At 63.7% G+C, this 22,471-nt stretch carries 29 protein-coding genes; 4 read left to right on the forward strand and 25 right to left on the reverse strand.

The window, feature by feature from the left end; translation table 11 throughout:
* Positions 1 to 373 precede the first annotated feature (373 nt).
* From F9288_RS21450 to F9288_RS21475, 6 genes are all read right to left on the reverse strand, one after another.
* On the reverse strand, positions 374 to 1,513 hold the full coding sequence (locus F9288_RS21450; RefSeq protein ID WP_254621244.1) for a relaxase/mobilization nuclease domain-containing protein: 1,140 nt from the start codon (positions 1,511 to 1,513) through the stop codon (positions 374 to 376).
* Complete coding sequence (locus F9288_RS21455; RefSeq protein WP_174839283.1) at positions 1,506 to 2,042, reverse strand: mobilization protein; 537 nt, start codon at positions 2,040 to 2,042, stop codon at positions 1,506 to 1,508. Before F9288_RS21455 ends, F9288_RS21450 begins: the two co-directional genes overlap by 8 nt.
* 292 nt (positions 2,043 to 2,334) lie before the next feature.
* The gene (locus tag F9288_RS21460) at positions 2,335 to 3,270 is read right to left on the reverse strand and encodes a ParB/RepB/Spo0J family partition protein (RefSeq protein ID WP_174839284.1); all 936 of its coding nucleotides are present in this window, start codon (positions 3,268 to 3,270) and stop codon (positions 2,335 to 2,337) included.
* Positions 3,270 to 4,034, reverse strand: coding sequence for a ParA family protein (locus tag F9288_RS21465; RefSeq protein ID WP_174839349.1), 765 nt, complete (start codon positions 4,032 to 4,034; stop codon positions 3,270 to 3,272). Before F9288_RS21465 ends, F9288_RS21460 begins: the two co-directional genes overlap by 1 nt.
* 481 nt (positions 4,035 to 4,515) lie before the next feature.
* Positions 4,516 to 4,809, reverse strand: a complete 294-nt coding sequence (locus F9288_RS21470; protein WP_174839285.1) for a hypothetical protein — start codon at positions 4,807 to 4,809, stop codon at positions 4,516 to 4,518.
* Positions 4,810 to 4,862: 53 nt separating this feature from the next.
* Entirely contained in the window at positions 4,863 to 5,258 is a 396-nt protein-coding gene (locus tag F9288_RS21475) for a DUF3768 domain-containing protein (RefSeq protein ID WP_174839350.1), read from the reverse strand.
* Between the two features lie 202 nt (positions 5,259 to 5,460).
* Between F9288_RS21475 and F9288_RS21480 the strand changes: the two genes are divergently transcribed.
* On the forward strand, positions 5,461 to 5,910 hold the full coding sequence (locus tag F9288_RS21480) for a hypothetical protein (RefSeq protein ID WP_254621246.1): 450 nt from the start codon (positions 5,461 to 5,463) through the stop codon (positions 5,908 to 5,910).
* A gap of 110 nt (positions 5,911 to 6,020) precedes the next feature.
* Here F9288_RS21480 and F9288_RS21485 read toward each other — a convergent pair whose 3' ends face one another.
* The 3 genes from F9288_RS21485 to F9288_RS21495 all read right to left on the reverse strand — a co-directional run bounded on the left by F9288_RS21485 (position 6,021) and on the right by F9288_RS21495 (position 7,143).
* Positions 6,021 to 6,554, reverse strand: coding sequence for a hypothetical protein (locus tag F9288_RS21485; protein ID WP_174839287.1), 534 nt, complete (start codon positions 6,552 to 6,554; stop codon positions 6,021 to 6,023).
* Between the two features lie 49 nt (positions 6,555 to 6,603).
* Positions 6,604 to 6,768, reverse strand: coding sequence for a hypothetical protein (locus tag F9288_RS21490; RefSeq protein WP_021243491.1), 165 nt, complete (start codon positions 6,766 to 6,768; stop codon positions 6,604 to 6,606).
* A gap of 228 nt (positions 6,769 to 6,996) precedes the next feature.
* Complete coding sequence (locus tag F9288_RS21495; RefSeq protein WP_174839288.1) at positions 6,997 to 7,143, reverse strand: hypothetical protein; 147 nt, start codon at positions 7,141 to 7,143, stop codon at positions 6,997 to 6,999.
* 321 nt (positions 7,144 to 7,464) lie between these two features.
* Between F9288_RS21495 and F9288_RS22285 the strand changes: the two genes are divergently transcribed.
* From F9288_RS22285 to F9288_RS21505, 3 genes are read left to right on the forward strand one after another with little or no spacing between them, the layout of a single operon-like run.
* On the forward strand, positions 7,465 to 7,893 hold the full coding sequence (locus tag F9288_RS22285; RefSeq protein WP_254621247.1) for a thermonuclease family protein: 429 nt from the start codon (positions 7,465 to 7,467) through the stop codon (positions 7,891 to 7,893).
* 24 nt (positions 7,894 to 7,917) lie between these two features.
* Positions 7,918 to 8,655, forward strand: a complete 738-nt coding sequence (locus F9288_RS21500) for a DUF6088 family protein (protein WP_254621248.1) — start codon at positions 7,918 to 7,920, stop codon at positions 8,653 to 8,655.
* Positions 8,655 to 9,704 (forward strand): nucleotidyl transferase AbiEii/AbiGii toxin family protein, encoded by a 1,050-nt coding sequence (locus F9288_RS21505; RefSeq protein ID WP_174839352.1) that lies wholly within the window; start codon positions 8,655 to 8,657, stop codon positions 9,702 to 9,704. The genes F9288_RS21500 and F9288_RS21505 overlap by 1 nt, the downstream gene beginning before the upstream one ends.
* Before the next feature lie 7 nt (positions 9,705 to 9,711).
* Here F9288_RS21505 and F9288_RS21510 read toward each other — a convergent pair whose 3' ends face one another.
* The 16 genes from F9288_RS21510 to F9288_RS21585 all read right to left on the reverse strand — a co-directional run bounded on the left by F9288_RS21510 (position 9,712) and on the right by F9288_RS21585 (position 22,350).
* Complete coding sequence (locus F9288_RS21510; RefSeq protein WP_174839289.1) at positions 9,712 to 9,948, reverse strand: hypothetical protein; 237 nt, start codon at positions 9,946 to 9,948, stop codon at positions 9,712 to 9,714.
* Positions 9,949 to 10,006: 58 nt separating this feature from the next.
* Complete coding sequence (gene arsH, locus F9288_RS21515; RefSeq protein ID WP_302675340.1) at positions 10,007 to 10,786, reverse strand: arsenical resistance protein ArsH; 780 nt, start codon at positions 10,784 to 10,786, stop codon at positions 10,007 to 10,009.
* Positions 10,783 to 11,850, reverse strand: a complete 1,068-nt coding sequence (gene arsB / locus F9288_RS21520; RefSeq protein ID WP_174839290.1) for an ACR3 family arsenite efflux transporter — start codon at positions 11,848 to 11,850, stop codon at positions 10,783 to 10,785. The genes arsH and arsB overlap by 4 nt, the downstream gene beginning before the upstream one ends.
* Entirely contained in the window at positions 11,847 to 12,383 is a 537-nt protein-coding gene (locus F9288_RS21525; protein WP_174839291.1) for a GNAT family N-acetyltransferase, read from the reverse strand. Before F9288_RS21525 ends, arsB begins: the two co-directional genes overlap by 4 nt.
* A 3-nt stretch (positions 12,384 to 12,386) precedes the next feature.
* Positions 12,387 to 12,821: an arsenate reductase (glutaredoxin) gene (gene arsC, locus F9288_RS21530; protein ID WP_149523984.1), complete on the reverse strand. Its 435-nt coding sequence runs from the start codon at positions 12,819 to 12,821 to the stop codon at positions 12,387 to 12,389.
* Positions 12,818 to 13,339: an arsenate reductase ArsC gene (locus F9288_RS21535; RefSeq protein WP_174839292.1), complete on the reverse strand. Its 522-nt coding sequence runs from the start codon at positions 13,337 to 13,339 to the stop codon at positions 12,818 to 12,820. The genes arsC and F9288_RS21535 overlap by 4 nt, the downstream gene beginning before the upstream one ends.
* An 11-nt stretch (positions 13,340 to 13,350) precedes the next feature.
* Positions 13,351 to 13,683: a helix-turn-helix transcriptional regulator gene (locus tag F9288_RS21540; protein WP_021243482.1), complete on the reverse strand. Its 333-nt coding sequence runs from the start codon at positions 13,681 to 13,683 to the stop codon at positions 13,351 to 13,353.
* Positions 13,684 to 13,785: 102 nt separating this feature from the next.
* The gene (locus F9288_RS21545) at positions 13,786 to 14,199 is read right to left on the reverse strand and encodes a single-stranded DNA-binding protein (RefSeq protein ID WP_174839293.1); all 414 of its coding nucleotides are present in this window, start codon (positions 14,197 to 14,199) and stop codon (positions 13,786 to 13,788) included.
* A 201-nt stretch (positions 14,200 to 14,400) separates the two neighbouring features.
* The gene (locus F9288_RS21550) at positions 14,401 to 15,015 is read right to left on the reverse strand and encodes a hypothetical protein (RefSeq protein WP_254621249.1); all 615 of its coding nucleotides are present in this window, start codon (positions 15,013 to 15,015) and stop codon (positions 14,401 to 14,403) included.
* Positions 15,016 to 15,241: 226 nt separating this feature from the next.
* A complete protein-coding gene (locus F9288_RS21555; RefSeq protein WP_174839294.1) occupies positions 15,242 to 16,189 on the reverse strand; it encodes a DUF2493 domain-containing protein in 948 nt (315 codons plus the stop codon).
* A gap of 243 nt (positions 16,190 to 16,432) precedes the next feature.
* On the reverse strand, positions 16,433 to 16,879 hold the full coding sequence (locus tag F9288_RS21560) for a hypothetical protein (RefSeq protein ID WP_174839295.1): 447 nt from the start codon (positions 16,877 to 16,879) through the stop codon (positions 16,433 to 16,435).
* Positions 16,880 to 16,905: 26 nt separating this feature from the next.
* Entirely contained in the window at positions 16,906 to 17,733 is an 828-nt protein-coding gene (locus F9288_RS21565; RefSeq protein WP_368076239.1) for a hypothetical protein, read from the reverse strand.
* A gap of 255 nt (positions 17,734 to 17,988) precedes the next feature.
* Positions 17,989 to 18,432: a hypothetical protein gene (locus F9288_RS21570; RefSeq protein ID WP_254621232.1), complete on the reverse strand. Its 444-nt coding sequence runs from the start codon at positions 18,430 to 18,432 to the stop codon at positions 17,989 to 17,991.
* A gap of 25 nt (positions 18,433 to 18,457) precedes the next feature.
* Entirely contained in the window at positions 18,458 to 19,093 is a 636-nt protein-coding gene (locus F9288_RS21575; RefSeq protein ID WP_174839296.1) for a hypothetical protein, read from the reverse strand.
* Positions 19,094 to 19,224: 131 nt separating this feature from the next.
* Positions 19,225 to 20,148 carry an ArdC family protein gene (locus F9288_RS21580; protein WP_174839297.1) on the reverse strand — a complete coding sequence of 308 codons (924 nt, stop codon included), beginning with the start codon at positions 20,146 to 20,148 and terminating at the stop codon, positions 19,225 to 19,227.
* 138 nt (positions 20,149 to 20,286) lie between these two features.
* The gene (locus tag F9288_RS21585) at positions 20,287 to 22,350 is read right to left on the reverse strand and encodes a ParB/RepB/Spo0J family partition protein (RefSeq protein WP_174839298.1); all 2,064 of its coding nucleotides are present in this window, start codon (positions 22,348 to 22,350) and stop codon (positions 20,287 to 20,289) included.
* Positions 22,351 to 22,471: the final 121 nt, after the last annotated feature.

Below are 22,471 nucleotides of genomic sequence, written 5' to 3' on the forward strand. Positions count from 1 at the left end.
TCCCCCCAAACCTGCTCCCACCTCCTAAGGCATACGGTCGAGAGCGCAAAGGAGAGACGTGCGAATATCTCGATTGGCTGTGCGCCGATAGCAGGGCATACGCCCCAAGATCAAACAGAACGGCAATGAATTGCAAGCTGCGTTTGTAATCGTCGCCGCAGCTTAGTCGCCCGCCTAAGCTTTATGACGGCGAAAATCGCTACTCAAGCATAGAATTGGATAGCCGACATGCAGTAGTTTAAGGCAATATTCGGTCGCCAACTGGCCGGGCTGGGTCGATGGCTGCCGCGCAAAAGGCCTGTTGCCCGCTTACATTGTTGTCTCGACGAAGACCGACCCGATTTGGCTTACCATCTTATTAACTAGCCACTTGCTAACGATCGCGGTCCCGAGGCTTTCGTTCAATCGGGATCGGCGTTTGGCCTTCAGCAACATCTTTATCGGTGTCGCGCGAACGACTGCCCGCCGAACCCTTCGCCCGATCTGCCATCATGATCTCCCGCGCCCGCTCCAACCGCCGCGACACCGCCGCCGGCATATCGGCCACGAACCCTGCGATATCCTCTGCCAGCGCGCGATCCTCGTCCTTCCCGGTTGCCGCCAGCGCTGCCGCGGCCTCTGCGTAAGCCCCCCGGATCTGCTTCTGGCGGCCGAGCGCCAGCACGTCCTCCACTCGCCGCTCCGGATTCTGTGACCGTGCAAACGCCTGCGCGCGCTCTTCGATCAGCCGGTTGAGATCCAAATCCCTCCCCTGCCCCGCTGTCCGTGCCTCCAGATGGTGCGCCGGCGAGCGCACCCGCTTCTGGACGTGGCCGCGCGCGCGGCGCGGCGTCGCTTCGGCGGCGATACCGCGCTGGCGCAATTCATGGGCGAAGCTTTCGCGCCAATGATGAAGGTCGGCCTTGCGCGGATTGAACCGCGCCCCGTCCGCACCCTGAGTCGCGACGGTCAGATGGACATGGGCGTGAGCGGTGTCGGTGTGGAGCGCCACCATATAGCTGAACTGCCCTTCAAACTCGACGCGCGCGAACGCGTGGACGGCATCATGGATGGTCGCGGCATCGGTTGTACCGCCGGGCATCGACAACACCATCGACATCGAGGTCGGACGGTCTTTGCCATGCGCGTTCATCGCCTGATCGAGCATGTCCCAGTCGGCGGCAATCGCCTTCAACCGCTTCTCATCGGTGATGATCTCGCCCTCGCTGCTGCGAACCTCAAGCTTCCCATGCCGCGAGATATAGCCAAAATGCTCGGCAAGATGCCTGGCGCCACGCTGTTTGCCCGAGATCTTGACCATGACCTCTGGGGCCTTGCGCACGATCCGCTCAAGCTTGGCGCGCGCCTCGGCCGGCGACAACATCGGCGCAGCGGCGCTTCCGCCCCTGCCCTTGCCACCGCCAGAACGGATCCGCAGCGTCCCCCCGCGCAGGCTGCGCTTGCCCCCGGTCGGCGGTCGCCAGGCTTCCATCAGACTGGGGAGCGGCAGGACGCCATCATCATCCTCAGTCATCGGGCGTATCCCAATAGGTCAGGTCCCCTTTGAGAGCGTGGCCAAGCGCGCGCAGCTGGTCGGCCACCTCGTCGCGGAAGGAGGCGACGCGCGCGGCCTCGCGCGCCAGATCGAGACGCGAATCCACCATGGTCGCGGCATGAAGGGCATGGACCGCCTGGTTGAGATTGATGCCGATCCGGTTGAGCTCGCGCCAGGACTGCGCGATCTGTACCCGGTCGGCGCGCGGTGGAAGCGGATGTGTATGAAGCCGCCGACGCAACAGCATGACGAGCCATTCGGTCCGTTTTAGCCCGCGCGCATCGGCAGCCGCATCGAGCCGCTCAATATCCTCCCGCAACAGCCGAAGCTGCAGCCGGTCAGTCGTGCGGGTCCGAGGCGAAGCCGTCTCACTCGACCTGTCCCCGGCGTCCTCAAGCGCATCGTCGATCAGCTTGCGCAGGAGCGCTGAGCGACCGCCGGCGGCAGTCGCCCTAGCATCGAAGCGCGCCGCGAGATCATCGGGCAGACGGAGGCCAAAAAACGCCACACCCCATTGCTATTGTTTAACAATGACGGCGCCAAGCCTATCCGGCCCTCACCTAAAACCACTCGTCTTATAGTCTGCTCAAGCAGACTCCGCCCGTCTTCTAGCCAGGCATCTCACCCGACCTGACATCTACAGAAAAGCAGAATATTTCCGAGCGATCCAATCCGCCCGATCCGCGAAAATGAAGACAGCCACGCCCCTGAAGAAGGGACGCGGCTGTCAAAATTGTGTGAAAAGCTCGATCGTTTCTACGCGGAGTGAGGGGTGAACGAGTGAGCGCCCCGCCGATGGTTTACCCCATAACGATATCGGCAACGGGCGCTTCGATCTCCTCGCCGTCGTCGAACACCACCCGGACCCGCTCGGGCAAGACCAAACGTCCTGTCCGCCCGCCCAATGTCACCCGAACCGCATCAAGGGGCCGGGGCTGCAAAGACACCTCCGTGCCGAACATCGACCGCAAACCGGCCCCGGCACGCACCGGCCTGCTTGGCGCAGCGCGCTCGGTGCCCTGCCCATTCGACTGGGCAGGCACGTCACTCAATCCGGTATCAGGCAGAGCCTCGGATGCCTTGAGCCCTGCGATGAACCGGCCGCCCTCCGCCAGGGTCACGCTCTCGTCGCCGAGCCGCTCGACATAGGCGCGCACCGCGTCGCCATGCGTGCGGGCAGCGCGGTGCAGATCGTAAAGCAACCGGATCGGCATCTGATCGATCGCTGCTCGCAACCAGGGCGCCATATCGGCACAAGCGGCGTAGAGCGATACGAACTGCTTCGACCGGCCGAGCGCGCGGGCGATCTCCGCCTGGGTGACGCCGGCCGCCAGCATCCGTTCGATGCCGGTCGCCAGATCATGCGGGGTCAGACCCGCTCGCTGATCATTCTCGACGATCTGGTCGGCGAGCGTGTCGGCCCGGTTCACCACCGCCATCACGATCGCCGGAATAGTCTCGCGCCCCGCAAGGCGCGATGCCCGATAGCGCCGCTCGCCGACGCGGATGACATGAAGCCCGTCCCCATTTTTCGGGGCGACGATGATCGGCTGCAGGACGCCGCGCGCCGCGATCGAAGCGGCAAGATCCTTGAGCTCGGTCTCGTCGAACACGCGCCGTGGGTTTTCGGGGTCGGCGATGATCCAGTCGAGCGGCAGATCCTCGACGCGCCGCGCACTGTCGTGGAGACCGACAAGCAGCCCGAACTCTTCGGCGCGCTGATCGAACTTGCCCATCACGCCGCACTCAGGCGACGGTCATCCATCCGGCGAACGATCTCGGCCAGGATCGGACGGATTTCGTCGGCCGCCGCTTTCGCGCCGCTGCCGGTTTCGCGCCAGACCGGATGATGCTGTTCGGCCGAATGCTTGTAGGTCGGTCGGGCCTTGATGAAGGCAGGAAACATCAGTTTCTCGCCGACGGCGCGGGCGAGCTTGACCGCATTGTCCATTTCGCGCCGGTCGAACGGATTGACCATCGAGGGCAACAGCCCGAGAAAATCGACTTTGCGCCCGCCTCTCGCCCCTTCCGCTTTTTTGAGCGCGGTGAGCAGCATCTTGGCGCACTCGATCGAATCCTCGGCGACCTGAACCGGCGCGATCACCGCGTCGGCCACCGCCATCGCGCTCAAGGTGAGCTCATCCCATTTGGGACCGGTGTCGATGACGATATGATCGAAATGGGCACCAAGCGCGGGAAACCGGCCGAGGAAATCGCGGACGTCCGCGGCTGCCTTGACCATCTGCAAGCGCGGATCGGCGGCGAAAACCGTGATGCCGGGCGCATCGCTCAGGTCGAGCCGCGCCTCGGGATCGAACAGGTCCGCTGCGAACCACCCGGTCCGCTCGCTGGCGAGCCGGCGCGTGGAACTGCCCTGCGGATCGAGGTCGAGAAACGCGACCCGGTTGCCGCCTTGCTCGGCAAGATACCAGGCAAGGTGCGTTGCGAGAAAGGTCTTGCCGACCCCGCCCTTGAGCAGGCTGACGACGATCGTTCGCATCGGCGCCGCGCCGTCAGGATTCATAGTCGCGCGGACCATCGCGCAGGTTGCGCTCATAATGCTCGCGCGACGACCAGTCGCCACCGCCGCCGATGCCGGGTCCGACATAACGGAACAGGTAGACGGTGATGACGAAGCAGACGAATGCGAACAGCAACGCATGGTCTGGATGACGCGAAAAATAGTCGGCCACGGTGGGTCTCCTTGGCATGTTCCAGGGAAACCGGTCGGTCCCCTCACCGCGCAGCAAAACGCGGCCGCTCTCGCCGCGCAGCCTCCCCTCTCGTGCCGGGAGCAAGGCCCGATGGAATGTCTGGGCGGCACCGACGATAGTCTGCTCAAGCAGACTTTTCGGCTATCCCCCCGGTCAGGGGGATGGCCGGGGTCACCATCGCTCGGTGAGACATTTTGCGCAGCCCGGAGGCAGCTCCAGCGGGCTCGGTTGGCGCGACGCGATCAGCGCTCGCAGCTGACGCCCTGGTCAGTCGGCAGGCTCACGCAACCGCCACTGGTGGACCAGGGCGACGATCTTGTCCTCATAGCCGAGCTGGTCGGGATAGATCGCGCCGTGATGACCGCCTAGATAGACGAACACGACGGCCATGTCGGCCGCAACTTCGCGGTCGACACCGAACAGGTCGGCAAGATCGAACCCGCCATTGTCCTGCGCATTCCACCAAGCGAGCAGGAAGTTGGCGGCGCGGCGCGCTTGCCCCGTGTCCGAGGCGGCCAGATCGAAAAGCCGGTCGAGGGCTTGGATGACGGGCTCGCTCATCTGCGAATCCTTTCGGTAAAAGGTGGCCCCGACAGGGTCGGGGCCATGATAGCTCAATATTCGTGGGTGAGAAGCAGCGTCAGCACGCGGGTGGTGACTTCCGGATCGGTCGGATCGGGCGATCCATAGGTCAGCGCGCGATCATAATAGTCGATCTTCCAGTACAGGCTTTCGCCGGCAAATTCGAAGCGCCCGAAATCACGCTCGCCATGGGGATCGACGTCGGGACCAAAGGCGTCATAGTCGCGCACGGTGCGCAGCAATTCGGCGCGACGCTGGAACCCGCGAAACAGGCTGGTATCGCCGATCAGCTCGGCGACCCCGGCGGTCATGACCACCTGGTTGACGCCCGGGTTATGGATGGACTGGCGCAGGGCATCATTGAGCCGCGCGATAGTCGCGACGCGCTGGTCTGCGGATACGGCTTTGTCATTCTGGGGGTCGGCCATGTCGTTCGACTTCCTGATCTGTGTCAGACCCCGCCGATCGGGGCCTTTCGACAGGCGACCGGACCGCCGGGGCATAGCGCGCCCGCGCACCCGCAGGGTCGCAACGGATGTGGAGAAGCCCGGCACCGGGCTTGCGCTGGCAAGTGCCGCGGCGAGGACGCCAAGCCAGAAAGGAACCATCGGTGCAGCGGTGATAGGGAAAATGGAACGACATGGCCGACTTTTCGGACGTGCTGCTGGACGCGCGACCGAGGGCTTCGCTATCCCCTCGATCATGACAGACACCGCCCGGATCATTGCCCTCTGGCCACGCTGGACATCGAGCGTGGGCGTGATGCAGCGGCTGCAGATCCAGGTTCGCACCCAGTGCCGCCGCTGCGGCGCCCTGATGCGCGCCGATCTGGACGATTTGGTCGCCCGCTATGGCGCAAGTGCTTCGCTGATCGATCGCCAGGAACGATGCCGGATGGTCGCGTGCGATGGCGCGACCTTCTACCTTGCCGCTCGGCGGCACGGCGAACCGTGGCGGATCCTGCTCGACGCCGCGACGCTGCGCGACGGGCTGAGCCTATGCCCGCCAGCGCATCTCGCCCATGGGCGACCAGCCCCTGTCGCGAATGCCCCAGACCTGCGCGGTCCAGGGCGCCGTTGACGGCCTGCCCCACGGCAGGGATCGTGACCCGCATGGGCCGAGACCCGGCACGGGGCTCGGGGCGTTTCGCCTAGAGCCCGGTCCGGCGCAGCCGGAGCCGCCCCGACCGCTCAAGCGCCTTTTGCATCACCCAGATCACCGAACAATCGACTCAATATCTCGTCCAAGCTAAAAACCTTCTCGAACCTCGATATCCGCACCTTGCGGTGGTTCGGCCGCTCATTCTTCTCGCCCTCCGCCGTGCCCTTGCTATGTTTGGCGACGGCAAACGGACTGATGTCCGGCAAAGGCTCGCCTGGCCCCGCGCCGAACCACAGATAATGGTCGAAGAGGAGGTCCGGCGTCACCACGATCCAGATGACGCATCCGCTCGACTTCTCCATCAGCTTGAGGCTGATCTTGACCTCATCGGTCTTGCCGCCGACGATTTTGGTCTTGAACTGGATATGGCGGGTCACGCGGCCGCGGGCCATGACCAGATCATAACCGCCCGCGTCGAATTCGGAGCGCAGCACCTCGACGTCGGTCACACCCAGTTGCCACAGGCGGCGCAGCGCGTCCCCGACAAAGACATGCTCCACGATGCGCTCACGCAGGGTCGAGTGGATGAAATGCGGGCTCGCTTCCTCGGTAAGATCGTCCAATCAGCACTCGCACAATAAGGGCGGGGGCGAATGCCCCCGCCTGAAGGTTTCAGCTGAACGGATCATATTCATTGATGACTGCGACGTCGCCATCGAACTCATCGGCTGTGATGACCGCGAACTGCGTGCCGATGCCGATAACCATTGTTGCGATCATGAGGGTTCTGGAGAGGCCGAGCGCGTGGAGGCGGGCGATCTTGATGTCGGTGAACATATCGAGGCTCCTTGCCAAGCCGGCGGGTTCATCCCCGCTCGACTGGCGCCCGATGTGTTCGGCCGGTGGCCGCGATCACTTTTTTGCCAACGGCCAAAAAGCCGTAGCGCAAGCGACCGGACCCTTTACGGGTTGATCGCATAAGGCCTCCGGCCGGACCAAGGATTGCGCCTCAAAGAGCGGGGTGGACCCGCCTGACGCCAGGATTTGGGCTTCGCACCGACCCTGCTAGAATGCCTCCTGGGTCGGCCCTTGCGCAGATCGTGCGGTCTTGCGCAGGATGCTGGAGAGCTCATCCATCGAATAGGGTTTGTTGAGCAGCGCGAACCCGCTGGCTCCTTCGTCGGCCAGGACATGGCTATAGTCGCTTGCCAAGATGATCGGCAGGCCGGGATAGGGGGTGACCTCTTGCCGTATGTTCTTTTTTTGTTCTATGTTCCTCTCATGCTCCGAGTCGATGAAGATAGCCTGACCTCCATCTCGAGGTGTCGCTCGCAACCGCCGAACCGGCACTGGTGACGGATATTCGCTGCGGTGACGCGGCCGCACGGCGGCGTGCGGTGGCGCAGCTGGCCCGGCATCTGGCGGTCCGTTTGCGTTGTTATGATATTCTCGCCGACGAGCCCGCCGTGATGGCGGGGACATTGCCGCTTTTCCCCGACGCATGACGAACGCCTCGTCCCGGTCCCATCGCTTATGCTCATAGCCTTGCTTCTCGCTGTCGCGACCGTACCCGCCGGGCAGACATTCATCTGCACGCCCATCAGGGTGTGGGACGGCGATGGACCGGTCTGGTGCCGGGAGGGACCACGGATTCGGCTTGGCGGAATAGCGGCACGCGAAATCGACGGCTCATGCCGGCGGGGACAACCCTGCCCGCGCGCCAGCGGCATTGCCGCGCGGGACGCGCTGGTCCGATTGCTTGGCGGCGCCAGGGGCCGAAGCGGCACCGGCCATATCCTTGTCTCTGGCCCGAGGCTCCAATGCCGGTCAACCGGCAACGCGAAAGGGGATCGCACCGGGGCCTGGTGTTCTGCGCCGGGGATCGGCGACCTGAGCTGCGCGATGATCGCGACGGGCACAGTGCTGCGATGGCAGCGCTATGCGGCAGGCCATTGCCGCTGACAGATCGCAAAGGGCAAGCCGAAAGTGCTGTCCGAAATCTGTCTACAAATTTCGGACGGGTTCGATTTACTTTTGTCCGAAATTTGTATAGATATTTCGGACATGGCCACTGATGCTCCCGACCTCAAAGCCGCCATTCTCCAGCGGATCGACGCGCGCGCGCCCAAAGCGGTGTGGACGCCTGGGGATTTCCTTGACTTGGGCAGCCGCGATGCGGTCGACAAGACACTGCAACGCCTTGTGACCGCCGACATGCTCCGCCGGATCGACCGCGGCCTCTACGACAAGCCAGGGCGCAACAGCCTGACCCAGCAAAGCAGCCCGCCTGATCCGCGCGAGGTCATCGATGCGGTCGCCCGCCGCGATCAGATCCGGGTGCTGGTCGACGGCATGACCGCCGCCAATGATCTGGGCCTCACCAATGCAGTCCCGGCCAGGATCGTCGTTCATACCGATGCGCGCCTCAAGACAATCCATCTCGGCCATCTCACCATCAGCTTCCGCCTGACCGCCGCCAGCAAGCTTTTCTGGGCGGGCCGGCCCGCGATGCGTATCGTCCAGGCACTCCATTGGCTGCGCGATACTATGGGCGGTGATAGTCAGGACGATGCCATGGTCCACCGGCGGCTCAGGACGCTGCTGCATGACCCCCGACAGGGCAAAACCCTGCGCGACGATCTGGTCGATGGCCTACCGACATTGCCGGCATGGATGCAGGCGTATCTCAAGCCACTGCTGGCCAGCCAGGCATCGGCCGCATGATGAATCCTGACTATGACCGGATCATCAGCGCGGACAACGAGACCCGTCTCGGCCTGTTCACGACGACCGCGCAACGCATCGGCACCACGCCCCAGAATGTCGAAAAGGATTTCTGGGTCTGCTGGACGCTCGACGCCTTGTTCAACGGATTGCCGCCAGGTCCACGCCTGCTGTTCAAGGGCGGCACCTCGCTGTCGAAGGGCTTCGGGCTCATCCGGCGCTTCTCCGAGGATATCGACGTCACCGTCTTTCGCGACGATCTCGGGCAGACCGCCTCGATCGCCGAACTCGAGGCGATGAGCGGAAAGAAACGGCAAGCCGCGCTCGACGCAATCCGCGAAGCCTGCGAGGCGCATATCCAAGGACCGCTGCACGACCAGCTCGCCACGCTCGTTGGCGAAGCCGCAGACCGCCTGAACATCGCCATCGGGCAATGGCGCGTCGAACCGGACCCCGAGGACGCGCAGGCGCTTTATCTACGCTATCCCACGGTCACGCCTGTCGACGCCTATGTCGGTAAGGCGGTGAAGATCGAGTCTGGCGCGAAGTCCGCGCTCGATCCCCACGCATTACATACGGTCCGGCCCTATCTCGAAAACGACGTGCCGGGGATCGATCTGGCCATCACCAATATCACGATCGTCGATGCGGAACGGACGTTCTGGGACAAGGTGGTCATCCTCCACGGCCTGCGGCGCTGGTTCGAGATCCGCGGCGTCCTGCGCGGCAACGGGCAGCGCGTGTCGCGCCATTATTATGACCTCTATGAGCTGCTGCAATCCGACGCGGGCAAGCGCGCGCTGGCTGATCCGGCGCTTGGACGTGATTGCGTCGCCCATGCCAGGCTGTTCTTCAACCGGCCCGCCTTCGATCTCGCGACCGCCGTGCCTGGAAGCTTCGCGCTGTGCCCCGAGGGCGACATGGTCGATGATTTGCGCCGTGACTATCGCGCGATGACGGGCATGATCTTCGGCGCGGCGCCCGCGTTCGAGGATGTCGTCGAAAGCATTGCTGCGCTCCAGAACGCCCTGAACGTATCGGCATCCTGACCGAATTCTATACGAGCGCCAAGGCGCCGACAGCTATGACCAGGCCACCGCCCGCGATCAGCGCCGCACGCCAATAGTCAGCTTCGATATGAGCACAGAAGCCAAAGAAAGTGCCGCCCACGATCGCTGCAACGGCCACAAGCCGTGCAGCGAGATCGGCCCCAGTCAGAAAAGCACTGCCAGCCGTGTCCCACAGCAATAGGATCGCCCCCATTCCCACAAATGGAATGCCGATGATGCCCAAAAGCACTTGGCTGACCAGTCGTAGGATGGGGACTGATGGTCTGCCGCATGCCAATGGCTCATCCCCGTATGGTTTGGGGCGCTATCGCGATCGACGAGAGATCGTTCGATGGGTCTACAGGAATGCCCGCTTCGCTCCGTTCGGAATAGCGATCGACGAGTTGGTCCGCATGCGGCCGCAGCAGGACGGTAAAGCGCACAAGCTCCTCGACCACATCGACGATGCGATCATAATAGCTCGACGGCTTCATGCGGCCGTCATCGTCAAATTCGGCGAACGCCTTGGCCACGCTCGACTGGTTGGGGATCGTGAACATGCGCATCCACCGGCCAAGGATGCGCAGTGTGTTGACGCTGTTGAAGGATTGCGAACCCGCGCTGACCTGCATCACAGCCAGGGTCCGCCCCTGTGTCGGGCGCATGCCTTGATACGCCAGAGGCAGATGGTCGATCTGGGCCTTCATGATACCGGTGATCTGCCCATGCCGTTCCGGGCTGCACCAGATCTGCCCTTCCGACCACAAGGAATGCGCCCGTAGTTCGGCAACGGCCGGGTGATCGTCCCCTTCGACCTGGTCGGGAAGCGGCAGATCAGAAGGATCGAATATCCGCGTTTCACATCCGAAAAACTGGAGCAGCCGCGCAGATTCCTCCACCACAAGCCGCGAGTAGGATCGCTCCCGCAAGCTGCCATAGAGGAGAAGAATGCGCGGCGGCGGATCGTTCGGGCCGAGACCAAGCGCGGGCCGCCGGCGGGCAAATGCCATCTTCAGAGCCGGTAGATAATCCGGCTCGGATAGCTGGCGCAGGCGTTCAAAGGCCATGATGTCCTCGCTCATCGGCCTTCCTCGGGCACGGTATCGGGAAACCAGCGGCGACCGAACCAGAAGGCGACATTCACCAGCAGGATCAGCACTGGCACCTCCACCAGTGGGCCGATGACGGCTGCGAAAGCGACCGGGGACGCCAGCCCGAAAGCGGCGATCGCGACGGCAATGGCCAGTTCGAAATTATTGCCCGCAGCCGTGAAAGCCACCGCCGTCGTGCGTGGATAGTCGCTGGCGATAAGCTTGCCCATGAAGAAGCTGATCGAGAACTGGACAACGAAATAGATCGTCAGCGGGATGGCGATGCGGACGGCGTCACCAGGGAGCGTGACGATCTCGCTGCCCTTCAGGCTGAACATGGCAACGATCGTGAACAGGAGGGCGATGAGCGTGACCGGACCGATCTTGGGGAGGAATACGCCCTCGTACCAGTCGCGCCCTTTGGCCGCGACAAGACCCTTCCGGGTCAGATATCCCGCGAGGAAAGGGATACCGAGGTAGACCGCGACCGCTTGCGCGATGATCCAGAAACTGACGTTGATGACGCTGCCCTCCAGCCCGAACAAGGGCGGCAGGAAGGCGAGGAAGAACCAGGCATAAAGGCTGAAGAACAGGATCTGGAAGATCGAATTGAACGCCACCAGCGCCGCGACATATTGATTGTCGCCCTTGGCAAGCTGGTTCCAGACGATGACCATCGCGATGCATCGGGCCAGCCCGATCAAGATGAGACCCGTCATATAGGCCGGCTCGGCGCGCAGGAAGATGACGGCCAGGAGGAACATCAGCACCGGGCCGATGATCCAGTTCTGGACAAGCGATATCGCCAGCACCCGCTTGTCCTCGAAGACGCGCGGCAGCTCCTCATAGCGAACCTTGGCCAGCGGTGGATACATCATCAGGATGAGGCCAATCGCGATCGGTATATTCGTGGTGCCCCAGGACAGGCCGTTGATCGCGGCAGGTAGGCCCTCGATGCTCGTGCCAAGGCCTACGCCCAGGGCCATCGCCAGAAAAATCCACAAGGTGAGATAGCGATCGAGAAAGGATAGCCGTGGTCGACGGGTCTGGGTCATTGCGGTTCCTTGAGCGGTGGGGCGGCGTCACCGACGCCCAGCGCGATCTGCATGTAGATGGTGTCGAGCCAGCGTCCGAACTTGCGTCCCACCGACCGCATCGTTCCGGCATGTTCGAAGCCGAGCTTGGCATGGAGGGCGATCGATGCCGCTTCACCCCCGCCGATGACGGCAATCATCTGGCGAAATCCTGCCACCTCGGCCTGTGTCAGCAGAGCAGCAAGCAGCGCTTTTCCGACACCTCGGCGCTGATGCCCGGGATCGATATAAATCGAGTTCTCACAGCTCGATGCATAGGCAGGCCGATCGCGAAACTGCGTGGCATAGGCATAGCCGACAACATGGCCGCCCTGCTGGGCGGCGAGGAACGGCCAGCCTTTCGCAATGCATACGTCAATCTTGGCTTCGGTCTCCATCACCGAGCGCGGGCTGGTATCGAAGCTGGCGGTGCCCTCCCGGACATGATGGGCGTAGATGGCGGCGATCGCCGGCGCGTCGGCGAGGACCGCCGGCCGGACCGTGAACGCTGCCATCGTTCAGCCTGCCGTGACGCGGTTGCCGGCAGCGTCGACGACCTGCTCGCCGTCTTCCTTGGCGAAAGCACCGCGTTGGGCCGCGGGGATGAGTTCCAGCACCGCTTCGGAAGGGCGGCAGAGCTTGACGCCGAGCGGCGAGACCACGAGCGGACGGTTGATGAGGATGGGATGGGCCATCATTGCGTCGATCAGCGCCGCATCGGAAAGGCCTTCATCGCCCAGGCCGAGGTCCGCAAAGGGCGTGCCCTTCTCGCGCAACAAGGCGCGCGCACCGATCCCGGCGCGTGCGATCAGGCTTTCCAGTTGACTGCGTGAAGGCGGCGTCTTCAGATATTCGACCACATGCGGTTCGATCCCGGCATTGCGGATCATCGCGAGCGCATTGCGCGACGTCCCGCATTCGGGATTGTGGTAGATGATGATGTCCACGGTCATTCACTCGCCTCCGCCTTGGCGCTCGCGCCTTCGCTCTGTCCGATGTCCTTGAGCTTGCGTCGCATCGCCATGTCATCGAGGCTCGAGATCGGGAGCGCCAGAAACAGCGCAATGCGATTCTGCAAATAGCGCAGCGCCTGCAGGAAGGCCTCGCGTTGCCCCTCGCCCTCGATCGCGGCAGGGTCTTCAATGCCCCAATGCGCTGTCATGGGATGACCGATCCATACCGGACAGGTCTCACCGGCTGCATTGTCGCAGACCGTGAAGATGAAATCGAACTGCGGCGCGCCGGAACCGGCAAACTCATCCCAGCTCTTGGACCGCATATCGGCGGTATCGAAGCCGAGCCCCTGAAGCACCGACAATGCCATTGGGTGGACCTGCCCTTTTGGCTGGCTCCCGGCGCTATAGGCTCTGAAACGCCCCTCGCCGAGCTTGTTCATGACCGCTTCGCCAAGGATGGAACGCGCCGAGTTTCCGGTACACAGGAACAGGACATTATAAATACGGTCGGGCATACAGGGCTCCGTCAGCAGCAGGGAACAAGCTCCGCGATCAGCGGCTCGCACAGTTCCGCCCTGCCGCCGCAGCAATCCTTGACCAGGAACAGGGTCAGCGCCTTGAGCTGATCGAGGTCGGCGCGGTAGATGATCTGGCGACTGTGGCGCTCGGCACGGATCAGGCCCGCACGCGCAAGCCCGGCCAGATGCGATGACATCGTATTCTGGGGGATATTGAGCTGGCGGGCGACTTCGCCCGCGGCCAGGCCATCGGGCTCATGACGCACCAGCAAGCGAAACGCATCAAGGCGAGTGCCTTGGGCAAGCGCCGCCAGTGCGCTGATAGCAGAATCATTGTCCATATATCGATAATATTGGATATATGGATTTCTGACAAGCCCGAGCAGAGGAATGCCGAAACAGCAAAAGGCCCGGTGGTTGCTGCCACCGGGCCTTCGCGGGTTTCAGAAGGGAATTTCGTCGTCATCGATCGAGCTGTCATTGCCGCCCTGGTCGCCACTGGCGGGCTTGGCGCGGGTGAGGAAGGTCACCTCGTCGGCGATGATCTCGACGCCGTACCGCTCGATATTCTCGTTGTCGGTCCAGCGGGTGTAATGGATGCGGCCGCGCACCATCACCTTCATCCCCTTGTCGACATATTGTTCGACGGTCTTGCCGACGCCGTTGAAGCAGGTGATCCGGTGCCATTCGGTATCTTCGATCCGCCGGCCATTGTCGTCCTTGACGATCTTGCCGTTGCTGTCGCGCTTGGGCCGCGAGGTCGCGAGGCTGAAGTGGGTGATCTTGGTGCCGCTCTGGGTGGTGCGGGCTTCCGGCGTGGCGCCGACATTGCCGGCGAGGATGACGAGGTTCTGCATGTCGAGGTTCCTTTTTTGGGTGCCGAAGGGACCGTCCCTTCGACTGACCCCCGAAAAAGGCGGGCATGGGCGGTGCTTCCACCGGAGCGCGTCAGCCGCGCAGGGGAACGCCGACACAAGGGGTGGTGCGGGCAGCCGTGGCACACGGCAACTCGGCCCGAAGGGGAGCGGGTTGGAAGGACCGAACGACCGACTTAGGGATCAGGTCAAAAAGAAGGGATGGTCGACGCAGTGAGAGGCGTCGGCCACATCGAAGGGTGACGCTCCGGCCCGGAACAAGGCGTCGATCTGGTGGCGGCGATAGGCCGGCGAAAGGATCGCTGCGAGTTCCGGCAATTCTGGAGGCAGGCCCGACAGGCCCGCCTCCATCGCAAGCGCCAGGGCCTTTTCGAGGTCATGCCGAATATGGACACGGTTCCAGTCGTCGGCGTAGCCGGCCTTCATCAGAAAGGCTTTGAGGCCGAGTTCGATCGCGATCGCCAGCGAATGTGCGGCACTCGCGGGGGCGATCTTCACGCTACCCGCCGCACCGCGGGCAAATCCCACAGCATTCGCCATGAAAGTGGCGACCAGCGCCGGATCGGCGATCCCGGCGAAACGGCGCGCGGCATCATCGAGCGTACCGGCAGGAAGCCCGATCAACCAGCGCGGTCCTGCGATATTGCGCAGATGGCGCAGATGCGCCGAACCCGGTTCATGGGTGTCGGCGCCGGCCGACCAGCGTAGCAGCAGCGCGGCCTTCCAGCAGCGCCCGTGACGCTGCCGGAACGCCAGCAGAGCGCGCAGTTCCTCATCATGCAATTCGTGCATCATCATCTCTCTCTAGTTCGTGGTAAGGGCGACAGCCGGCGCAGCGTCGGCAACGCGGATGGCCGGTGGACTGCGAACCGCGTCCCGGCCGCCAAAACCGCCGACGGGTTCCAGTGCTGCTCAGCGACACCAGAAGGGCCTCGGCGCCCTCCCCTCTCGCCTGCGGGAATTCCGAGGGGACGACGGTGAACGGAGCGAAAAAGGGCCGCCGGAAAACCGGCGGCCCGCGGCTTCAGTCCGCACCGCGACGGGCAGCTGAAGGAGGGCTTCCCAATGGGCCGCGTCGATCAACGACACGCAGTCCCCGAGCCTTGGCTTCGATGACAAGCCGCTCCGTCACGCCGTTGCCCTGGAAGGCGACCACGAACCGCGGCTTGAGCGAGAGCATCTGCTCGTTGCGACGGAAGCCCGCGCGATCCCCGAGTTTGCGATCGAGACCGAACCGCACCTGCTGGATGCCATTCTGCTCGGCCCAGGACGCTGCAAGACGCTCGATACCTTTCATATCGCCGCCGTGTACGAGATACATGTCGCCGACATGGGCGCGAACCTTGTTGAGGGTGGCCAGCAGGTTATCGGCGAACGTCTTCATATCTTCGTCGTTAGCGAAGCTGAGGCGGCCACCGGCGAACACAACGGGCGTACCCTGCGCGGTGTTGGCGTTCAGAGCCCGCTCGCGGCGCGCTCGCAGGAAGGCATGGCCATCGACGATCCCGGCGGTGACGCCGAGCGAGATGCGGTTGCCGGACGATGGCACCCACGATCTCCCGGTCTCCCGGATATAGTGGGCGGCGGCGACATCGCGCATGATCTCGAAGGCACCAGCGGATTCCTCGACCTTCTTGGCGAGATCGATCTTCTCCTCAAGATTGGCCGTGCTGATTTCGGAGCCGTCCTGTTCGGCGAGGAGAAGGCGGATGTCGTCGGTCAATCGATCGACCAGCCCGTGTTTCTTGGCGGCGGCGCGGTGGAAGAGGTTCACCAGGCCCCAGCCCAGGTCTTCGATGTCGCGCTCCAGCGAGGTGTTTCCCATCGTCGTGAAGAGATCGCTCCAGATTGCGGTGACGGTGTGCTCCAGGGCCTCGGTTGGTGGCGGCGCCATGCCACTGAGGTCTTCAGCGCGGGGTTCGAGGTGCCCTAGCTCCAGTGCCGCGAGTGCGGCTGCAAGCGATGTGGACATGATAGCGAGCCTTTCTGTCTGTGCCGGCGGCCTCTCCGCCGGATGCGCATCCTCCGGGCGCTCGCAAAAGAGGGGCTGGCACCGAGGCACAGCCGAGGGAAACTCGCGAACAAGGGGTGGTGCGGGCAGCCGTGGCACACGGCAACTCGGCCCGCCGTTCGCGGGTTGCCAGCGCCTCGCGGGCGCCCATATGCGGCATCCTCTGGCGGGGAGGTGTCGACACAGACCAGTTTCGCCTTGCCCTCAGCCTCTGCCGTCGATCCGGAACGGGGGTATCTCCATTTCCGCCGCTGCGAGATGCGACAGCACCGCCGCGTAGCTGCCGAGACCGCGCACCGTTTCCGCCGAGATGAGGATCTCGTCATCGTCCGAGGCGCTGAAACGCCGAACGGTCGTGCCGTCAAAGACCACCCGCTCCGGGCCGAACGCCCCAGGAGCGCCGCCAGCCCAGCGGGCGAAGACAAGGGCATGATCGACACAGAAAGTCTCGATCGCCTCGAACCGGCCCCAGGCAACCTCATGATCGGCCAGGTACAGGGGAACGCTCGTATCGAGATCGTCCGGATCGAACGCGGTGCCCTCCCAATCCGTGAAGGCGCCGTCGCTCGCGACAGCAGCGCAGAAGCCGGGAAGGAGGTCAGGGGACAGCGATCCGCCGATGCGGATCGCGACGGAAGCGCGATCGGCCATGAGAGTCTCCGTAGCTAGTGAGGGGGTCAGCCTGCGGACTGACCTCGGTGGAATGCGTCGAGCCAGCGCGCCATCGACATGCGCTGCTCGACGGGTTTGCGCGCTTGCGCCGCCTGGAAAGCGACCAGCGCGAGCGGTGCATCCGCGACGATCCGATCAACCTCGCTCGGTGGCAGAAGGCCGAGCGCACGGATATACGCGGTGATATTGCCCGGTCTCGGTAACGCCCCGCCGCGCCCGACAACGGGCTTGCGCCAAAGGCCTTCGATCGTGCGCAAGCGCGGTTTTGCGCGGGCCTCCATCAGAACGATGGTGCGAAGCTCATCCTTGGAGAGCGCCTCCACTTCGTGCGGCCGCATTGCGGGACAGAAGAAACATGAGGATTTGGGCGGTACAGGGAGGCCCGCGCGCTCAATACGCGCAGCGCAATCCGCTCTGGTCCAGCCCAGTTCGCGAAGGGGATACCGATAGTCATAGCGAGGGTCGGCATATCCCTCGGCATGCGCATAGCGTCGCTGATCGGCACTGGAACAGTCATAGCCGATCAGTTTGACGACACGTCCGCCCTCTCCCCAGCACCGTATCGCGGGCGCCCATTGCGCCGTCCATTTGTCCTGCGGCGCCACCTTCCATTTGAGCGAGCACGACCCCCGCCCAAATGCCTTGGACGGCAGGGTAGCGTTGGTCAGCATGTTGGTGCCCAAGCTATCATAGGGCGGCCAATGCTTGAAATTTCGCGGTTCGTAGCGGACTATCTCGGACGCGACATCGTGACGGTCCATCCAACGACGAAAGACCGGAATGAACGCATAGGTATCGGTCTTCTCGGATCCGGTATCGGCGAACAACACCATATCGATCGGCTCGCCTCGCTCGACGGAAACCGATGATCATGGCGGTGGAATCGACGCCCGCGCCCCAGGCCGCGATCACTGGCGCGCGCTCAACCATCGGTCGCGTCCTTCGGGACGATGGTCGGGTTGATAAGCCGGTATGCACGCGTCTTGAACTTTGCGATCCGGCACACGGCGCCGGTTATGGGATCGCGAAAGAGCGGTGCCTTGCCCTTCGGATTGGCAATGACCGTGAAGCGGTCGCGATCTTCGCCGTCATTGAAACGAAGGCTCGTCGAAGACGATGGTCTGTCCCGGCTTCGGGGCCGGCTTCGCGCGTTCGAGCTTGCGACGAACCAGGTTGGCACGACAGCGTGCGCGCCATTCGGAAGCGTAGATGCTGTCGGTCTCGGTCAATTCATCGAGAATTGCAGCGGGGCAGTCGCTTTCGCACGGTCCCATCGTTTCCGTCATATCTTTGTAGCCGAACGTACAGCCGTCGCGCGCGCCGGTGCTTTGCTTGGTCAGGCACACGACGGCGAAGACGGCCCGAGCGCCGGACGCCTCGATCCGTTCGCACGCCGCGTAATAGGTCGAACCGACCATCGAAGACGCGAGAACCGTGAGACGATGATCCGCGTGCGCATAGGTGAACTGGTTGTCGAGATAAGAGCGCGCAGTGGCGTAGCCATCCATATCGCGCATGAAGAGCCAACCCATGAGGGATCTCCTGCAATTGGGGAGTTCAGGCGGCGGCGGCGAGGCGCACAGTGCCGATATCGCCGGGCGTGCCGGCAAGCCGACGCTGGAACGCGGCCACGTCGAGCAACTCGGAGATCGGCGCGCGGTGAGGCTTGCCAACCTCCTGCCCGTCGCGACAGCGGCTGATCGATACCTCGCTGTCCGGGAGGAAGCCGCGCGGGACCACGCGAACGGCGAGATCCGCGTGGCGCAACTCCGTCGTGCCGTCTTCGTGATCGGCACCCATGACGGTGTTGATACGGGCGTCGTCCGCGTCGAGGCCGATGGCCGCGGCGAGACGTGCAAGCGCGCGACGCGCCTGATAGTGGAAGGTACGTTTGGCGTGGTAGTTTCCGCCGACGCTCTTCCCGGCGATGTCGAGCAGCGCTGGCGCGGCGGCGACCGCCCGGCGATCCGCTTCGCAACGGAGGCGAAGGACGTTCACGCTGGGCGTATCGCGTTCGGCAACGTCTGCCAGATGGCGGATGAGAAGAAGGATTGCCGCGTCGCCGGCGACAGGCTTGCCGGCACGCTGACAATCGTCGACGGCGGCGTTGAGGGCGTGGAGCGCCGCCGACAGATGGTCCAGACCGGCGGGGGAAAGGGCCTGATTGTGGCGGTAGAGCGTATCGTAGAGCATGGGAGCCTCCTTCTGAGCGCTCTGGCGCGCTCAAAAAGCCGAAGGCTCCCTCTCCTCCCCTGTCCTTGCGTGGCTGAACGCTGCGGCGAACCGGCGGTAGCCGCCGGGGTCTGGGCGGGCGATCGCCGCGATCATGCTGCTTCACGGATCTGTTCCTGGGCGACGTCCGGCGTGGCGAGGCCAGTTGCGCGGAGCAGAAAGGCGGCGGCCGCTTCGGCTTTTGCCGCAGCCGTCATGATGGCGCGGGAATCCTTGCGCAGCACCGCGAGCCACGAGCCGATATACGCTGCATGATCGTCGATATGGGCGGTCGGGAGGCCAAGATCCGCGCCAAGCAGGGCGGATGTCATCTCGGCGCAAAGCTCTTCGAAAGCATAGGCGTTGTCGCCGAATTTCCTGCCGAATTCTCGGTTGAGCCGGTCAGGATGGCCGGTCCAATGCCCTGCCTCATGCGCTAACGTCGAAGCGAAATAGGCACGGGTGGAAAACAACGCGACGGGCGGCATCGTGATGCTGTCGGCAACACGGTCGTAGAAGGCCCGATCGCCGCACTGGTGAACCCTCGCCGGAAGGGCATCGAGGAAGCGCTCTGCGCGAGCCGGCAGCTCGTCGTCGGGGGCGACAACGCTGAGGGGGCATGGATAAAACTTCTCCGGCAGCCCCTCGATCTGATCGGCATTGAAGACGGCATAAGATCGCAGCACGCGTCGCATTTCGTCCGTGGAGTCGCCGGTGACGGGCGACTCCACCGTCTTGCTGTAGGATTTGTAGAAGATGGCGATTTGCGACCGCTCGCCTTCGCGGACCTGGCCGCCCAGCGCCTGCGCCTGCTTATAGGTCATCCAGGTGCGAGAATGGTAGCCGGCGCCTTCGGCGCAGAGCCACAGCCAGAAGCAATTGATGCCCTTATACGGGTCGCCGGTCGCGCGAAGGGGACGGCCGCCAAGGCCCGGCCGCCATGGTTTCACCCAAGGGCGTACGCCCGCTTCGAGTTTGTCGATGATCGCGTTGGTGATGGTGTCGGCAGGCGAGGGTTTATCGGTGGTCTTTGCCACGGTCATTCTCCTGATCTGGTAGAGGCGATCCCGGACCAGCACCCTCCCCTCAGAGAGCCTGCCGCCGGGGCACAAAAGGAGGGGCGACACTCCGCGAAGAGTGCCGCCCCCAGTCGCCTCGAACCGTGCAAACGGGCGTCAGGCCGCCTCGCTCAAATCCTCCTGATCGTCGTGCGGCTCGTCCTCCAGATCCGACTCATCATCGATATCATCACCATCATCGCCGGGATCGACATCATCGGCCTCGTCGATAAACGTCGAGCGCAGCGCGATGGTCTCGGGCTGCTCGATGGCGTCGAAGCGCATGGCATCAGGCAGCCAGGCCGTCGCCTTTTCGCGGATTTCGGCCTCGACGATCCCCTGCCCGTTGCAGAGCGAGGCGCAGGTTGCGGCAAGGTCGCCCTTCTTGGCGTCCTTGTAGCGCCCGCGCAGGATCGGCCCGCCAATGTCCTCGAGCGCGGCGAGCATGACCTCCTTTTTGACGCGGCCGAAGAAATTTTCGGCCGTGGGGCGCCACCAATGCTCGACCTGAATGTCGAGCGCGCGACCAAGATGGTCATGGAACCCGTTGGACCGTCCGCCCTCAGCAATGTTCAGGCTCGGTTCCAGCGTACGTGCGATCGAGAAGGCCACCCAACTGCCGCGGGCCTCGTCGTCGAGCGCACGAAAGGCTTCGAAGCGCTCGGTCATGGTCTTGTAACCGGCCCAACTCGTATCGAGACGCTGGCGCTGATCCTCGATGGTCTGCGACGCCATCGACCCTTCGTCGCGGAAGCCGAAGATCGGGAATTGCGCGCCGCCGGACTTGAGCGTCGAGTGATTGCGGACGTAATTCTGCTCGAAGACGACATTCTGCGCCATCAGGAAGATGGTGAGGTCCAGCGCCATCGCCGGATCGCTGGCGATATGGGCGACGAGGATTTGCCGGCGCTGGGTCGCCAGTTCGTCAATCAGCGTAGCGCTGAGCTTGGGTCCATGATCGATGTCGTCGGCGCCGTCTTCACCATTGGCACCGCCCGTCGCCTTGGGCGGAGCATTCGGATCGACAACGGGCTTCTCACTGAACATGCGGGTGTGAACGCGGGCTTCGCCATCGCCACCGATATAGACGAACGTCCCGATCTGCGCCCGGACCGCCGGATCGATCTCGCGACGGGAATCCTCGATGCCCTCAAGCTCCCGTTCGATCTCGTCGAGGCGATCGTTCGCCGCTTCAGCTTCCGGCGTCCCGTCGGTCAGTTCACACTCAAGCTGCTCGACGAGTTGGTCATTTTCGGCCGAAAGCGCTTCGACACGCGCGCTTTCCTCCTCGCTGAGCGGCCGCGCGGGCGCGTGAAATTCATGAAGCTGACGCTCGAGATCATAGGGAACGTGAGTGGCCGCGATTGGCGTCACGAACGCGAGGCCCTCCGCCTGCGCGAGTTGGGCAGCGGCCGCTTCCAGCTTTTTGCCGGCAAGATCTTCGAGAAGATCGACGTCGATCCAGTTCTCATCCCCCTCGGCGGCAAAGAGATCACCCTCGATGCGGCCGCCTGCCGCAACATAGGCATCGCGACCGACGAACCGCGCCTTGGCATCGTTCGCCTTGATCGTGCCGTTGAGGATCGCACGCCGGATGTTGTCGGGCTGATCGCCGTAATAGGAAGTGCTCATCTGTGTGAAGACTCGCGCCTGACGATCGATGTCGCTCGTCACGGCATAGGCCTGGGCGACACCCAGGGTGATTTCGCCGGCGGCGAGCGCCTGGAACACGCTCGGCGCGAGCTCGGCAAGCCGCACCCGCTGCTCGACGAAGCGGGTGGTGACGCCCTGTCGCTTGGCAACGTCCTCGGCGGTCATCCCCTTCTGGATGAGGAAGTTGAACGCGGTGCTTTCATCCGCCGGGTTCATCGGAACGCGCTGGAAGTTCTCGGTCAGGCTGGCCTCGACCGAGTTGTCGTCGTCGGTAAGGACGAGGACAGGCACGACATGGTCGGCGGGCAACGTGCCCTGTTCGATCAGGCTCTGGAGTGCGCGCAGCCGGCGCCCGCCCGCCTTAACGGTGAAATGGCCCGCCTTCTTGAGCGGGGTAACGATGAGGTTCTGCAACAAGCCTTGCGTTGCGATGCTGGCAGCGAGGGCGTCGATACCGGCCTCACGGCTGGATTTGCGGACATTGTCCTTGGACAGCGAGAGGTTCTTGACCTTCACGGACTGGATCATCGGTCGTCTCCATCTGGAACTGGCGCGCCGCCTCGACGGTCACGCGAGCCTGCTCATCAGGCCCACAAAGCCGAAGGCTCCCTCCCCTCTCCTGCGCTGAGCGCGGAGAGAGGACCTGGAT

This window comes from Sphingomonas sp. CL5.1 (assembly GCF_013344685.1).
Lineage (GTDB): Bacteria > Pseudomonadota > Alphaproteobacteria > Sphingomonadales > Sphingomonadaceae > Sphingomonas.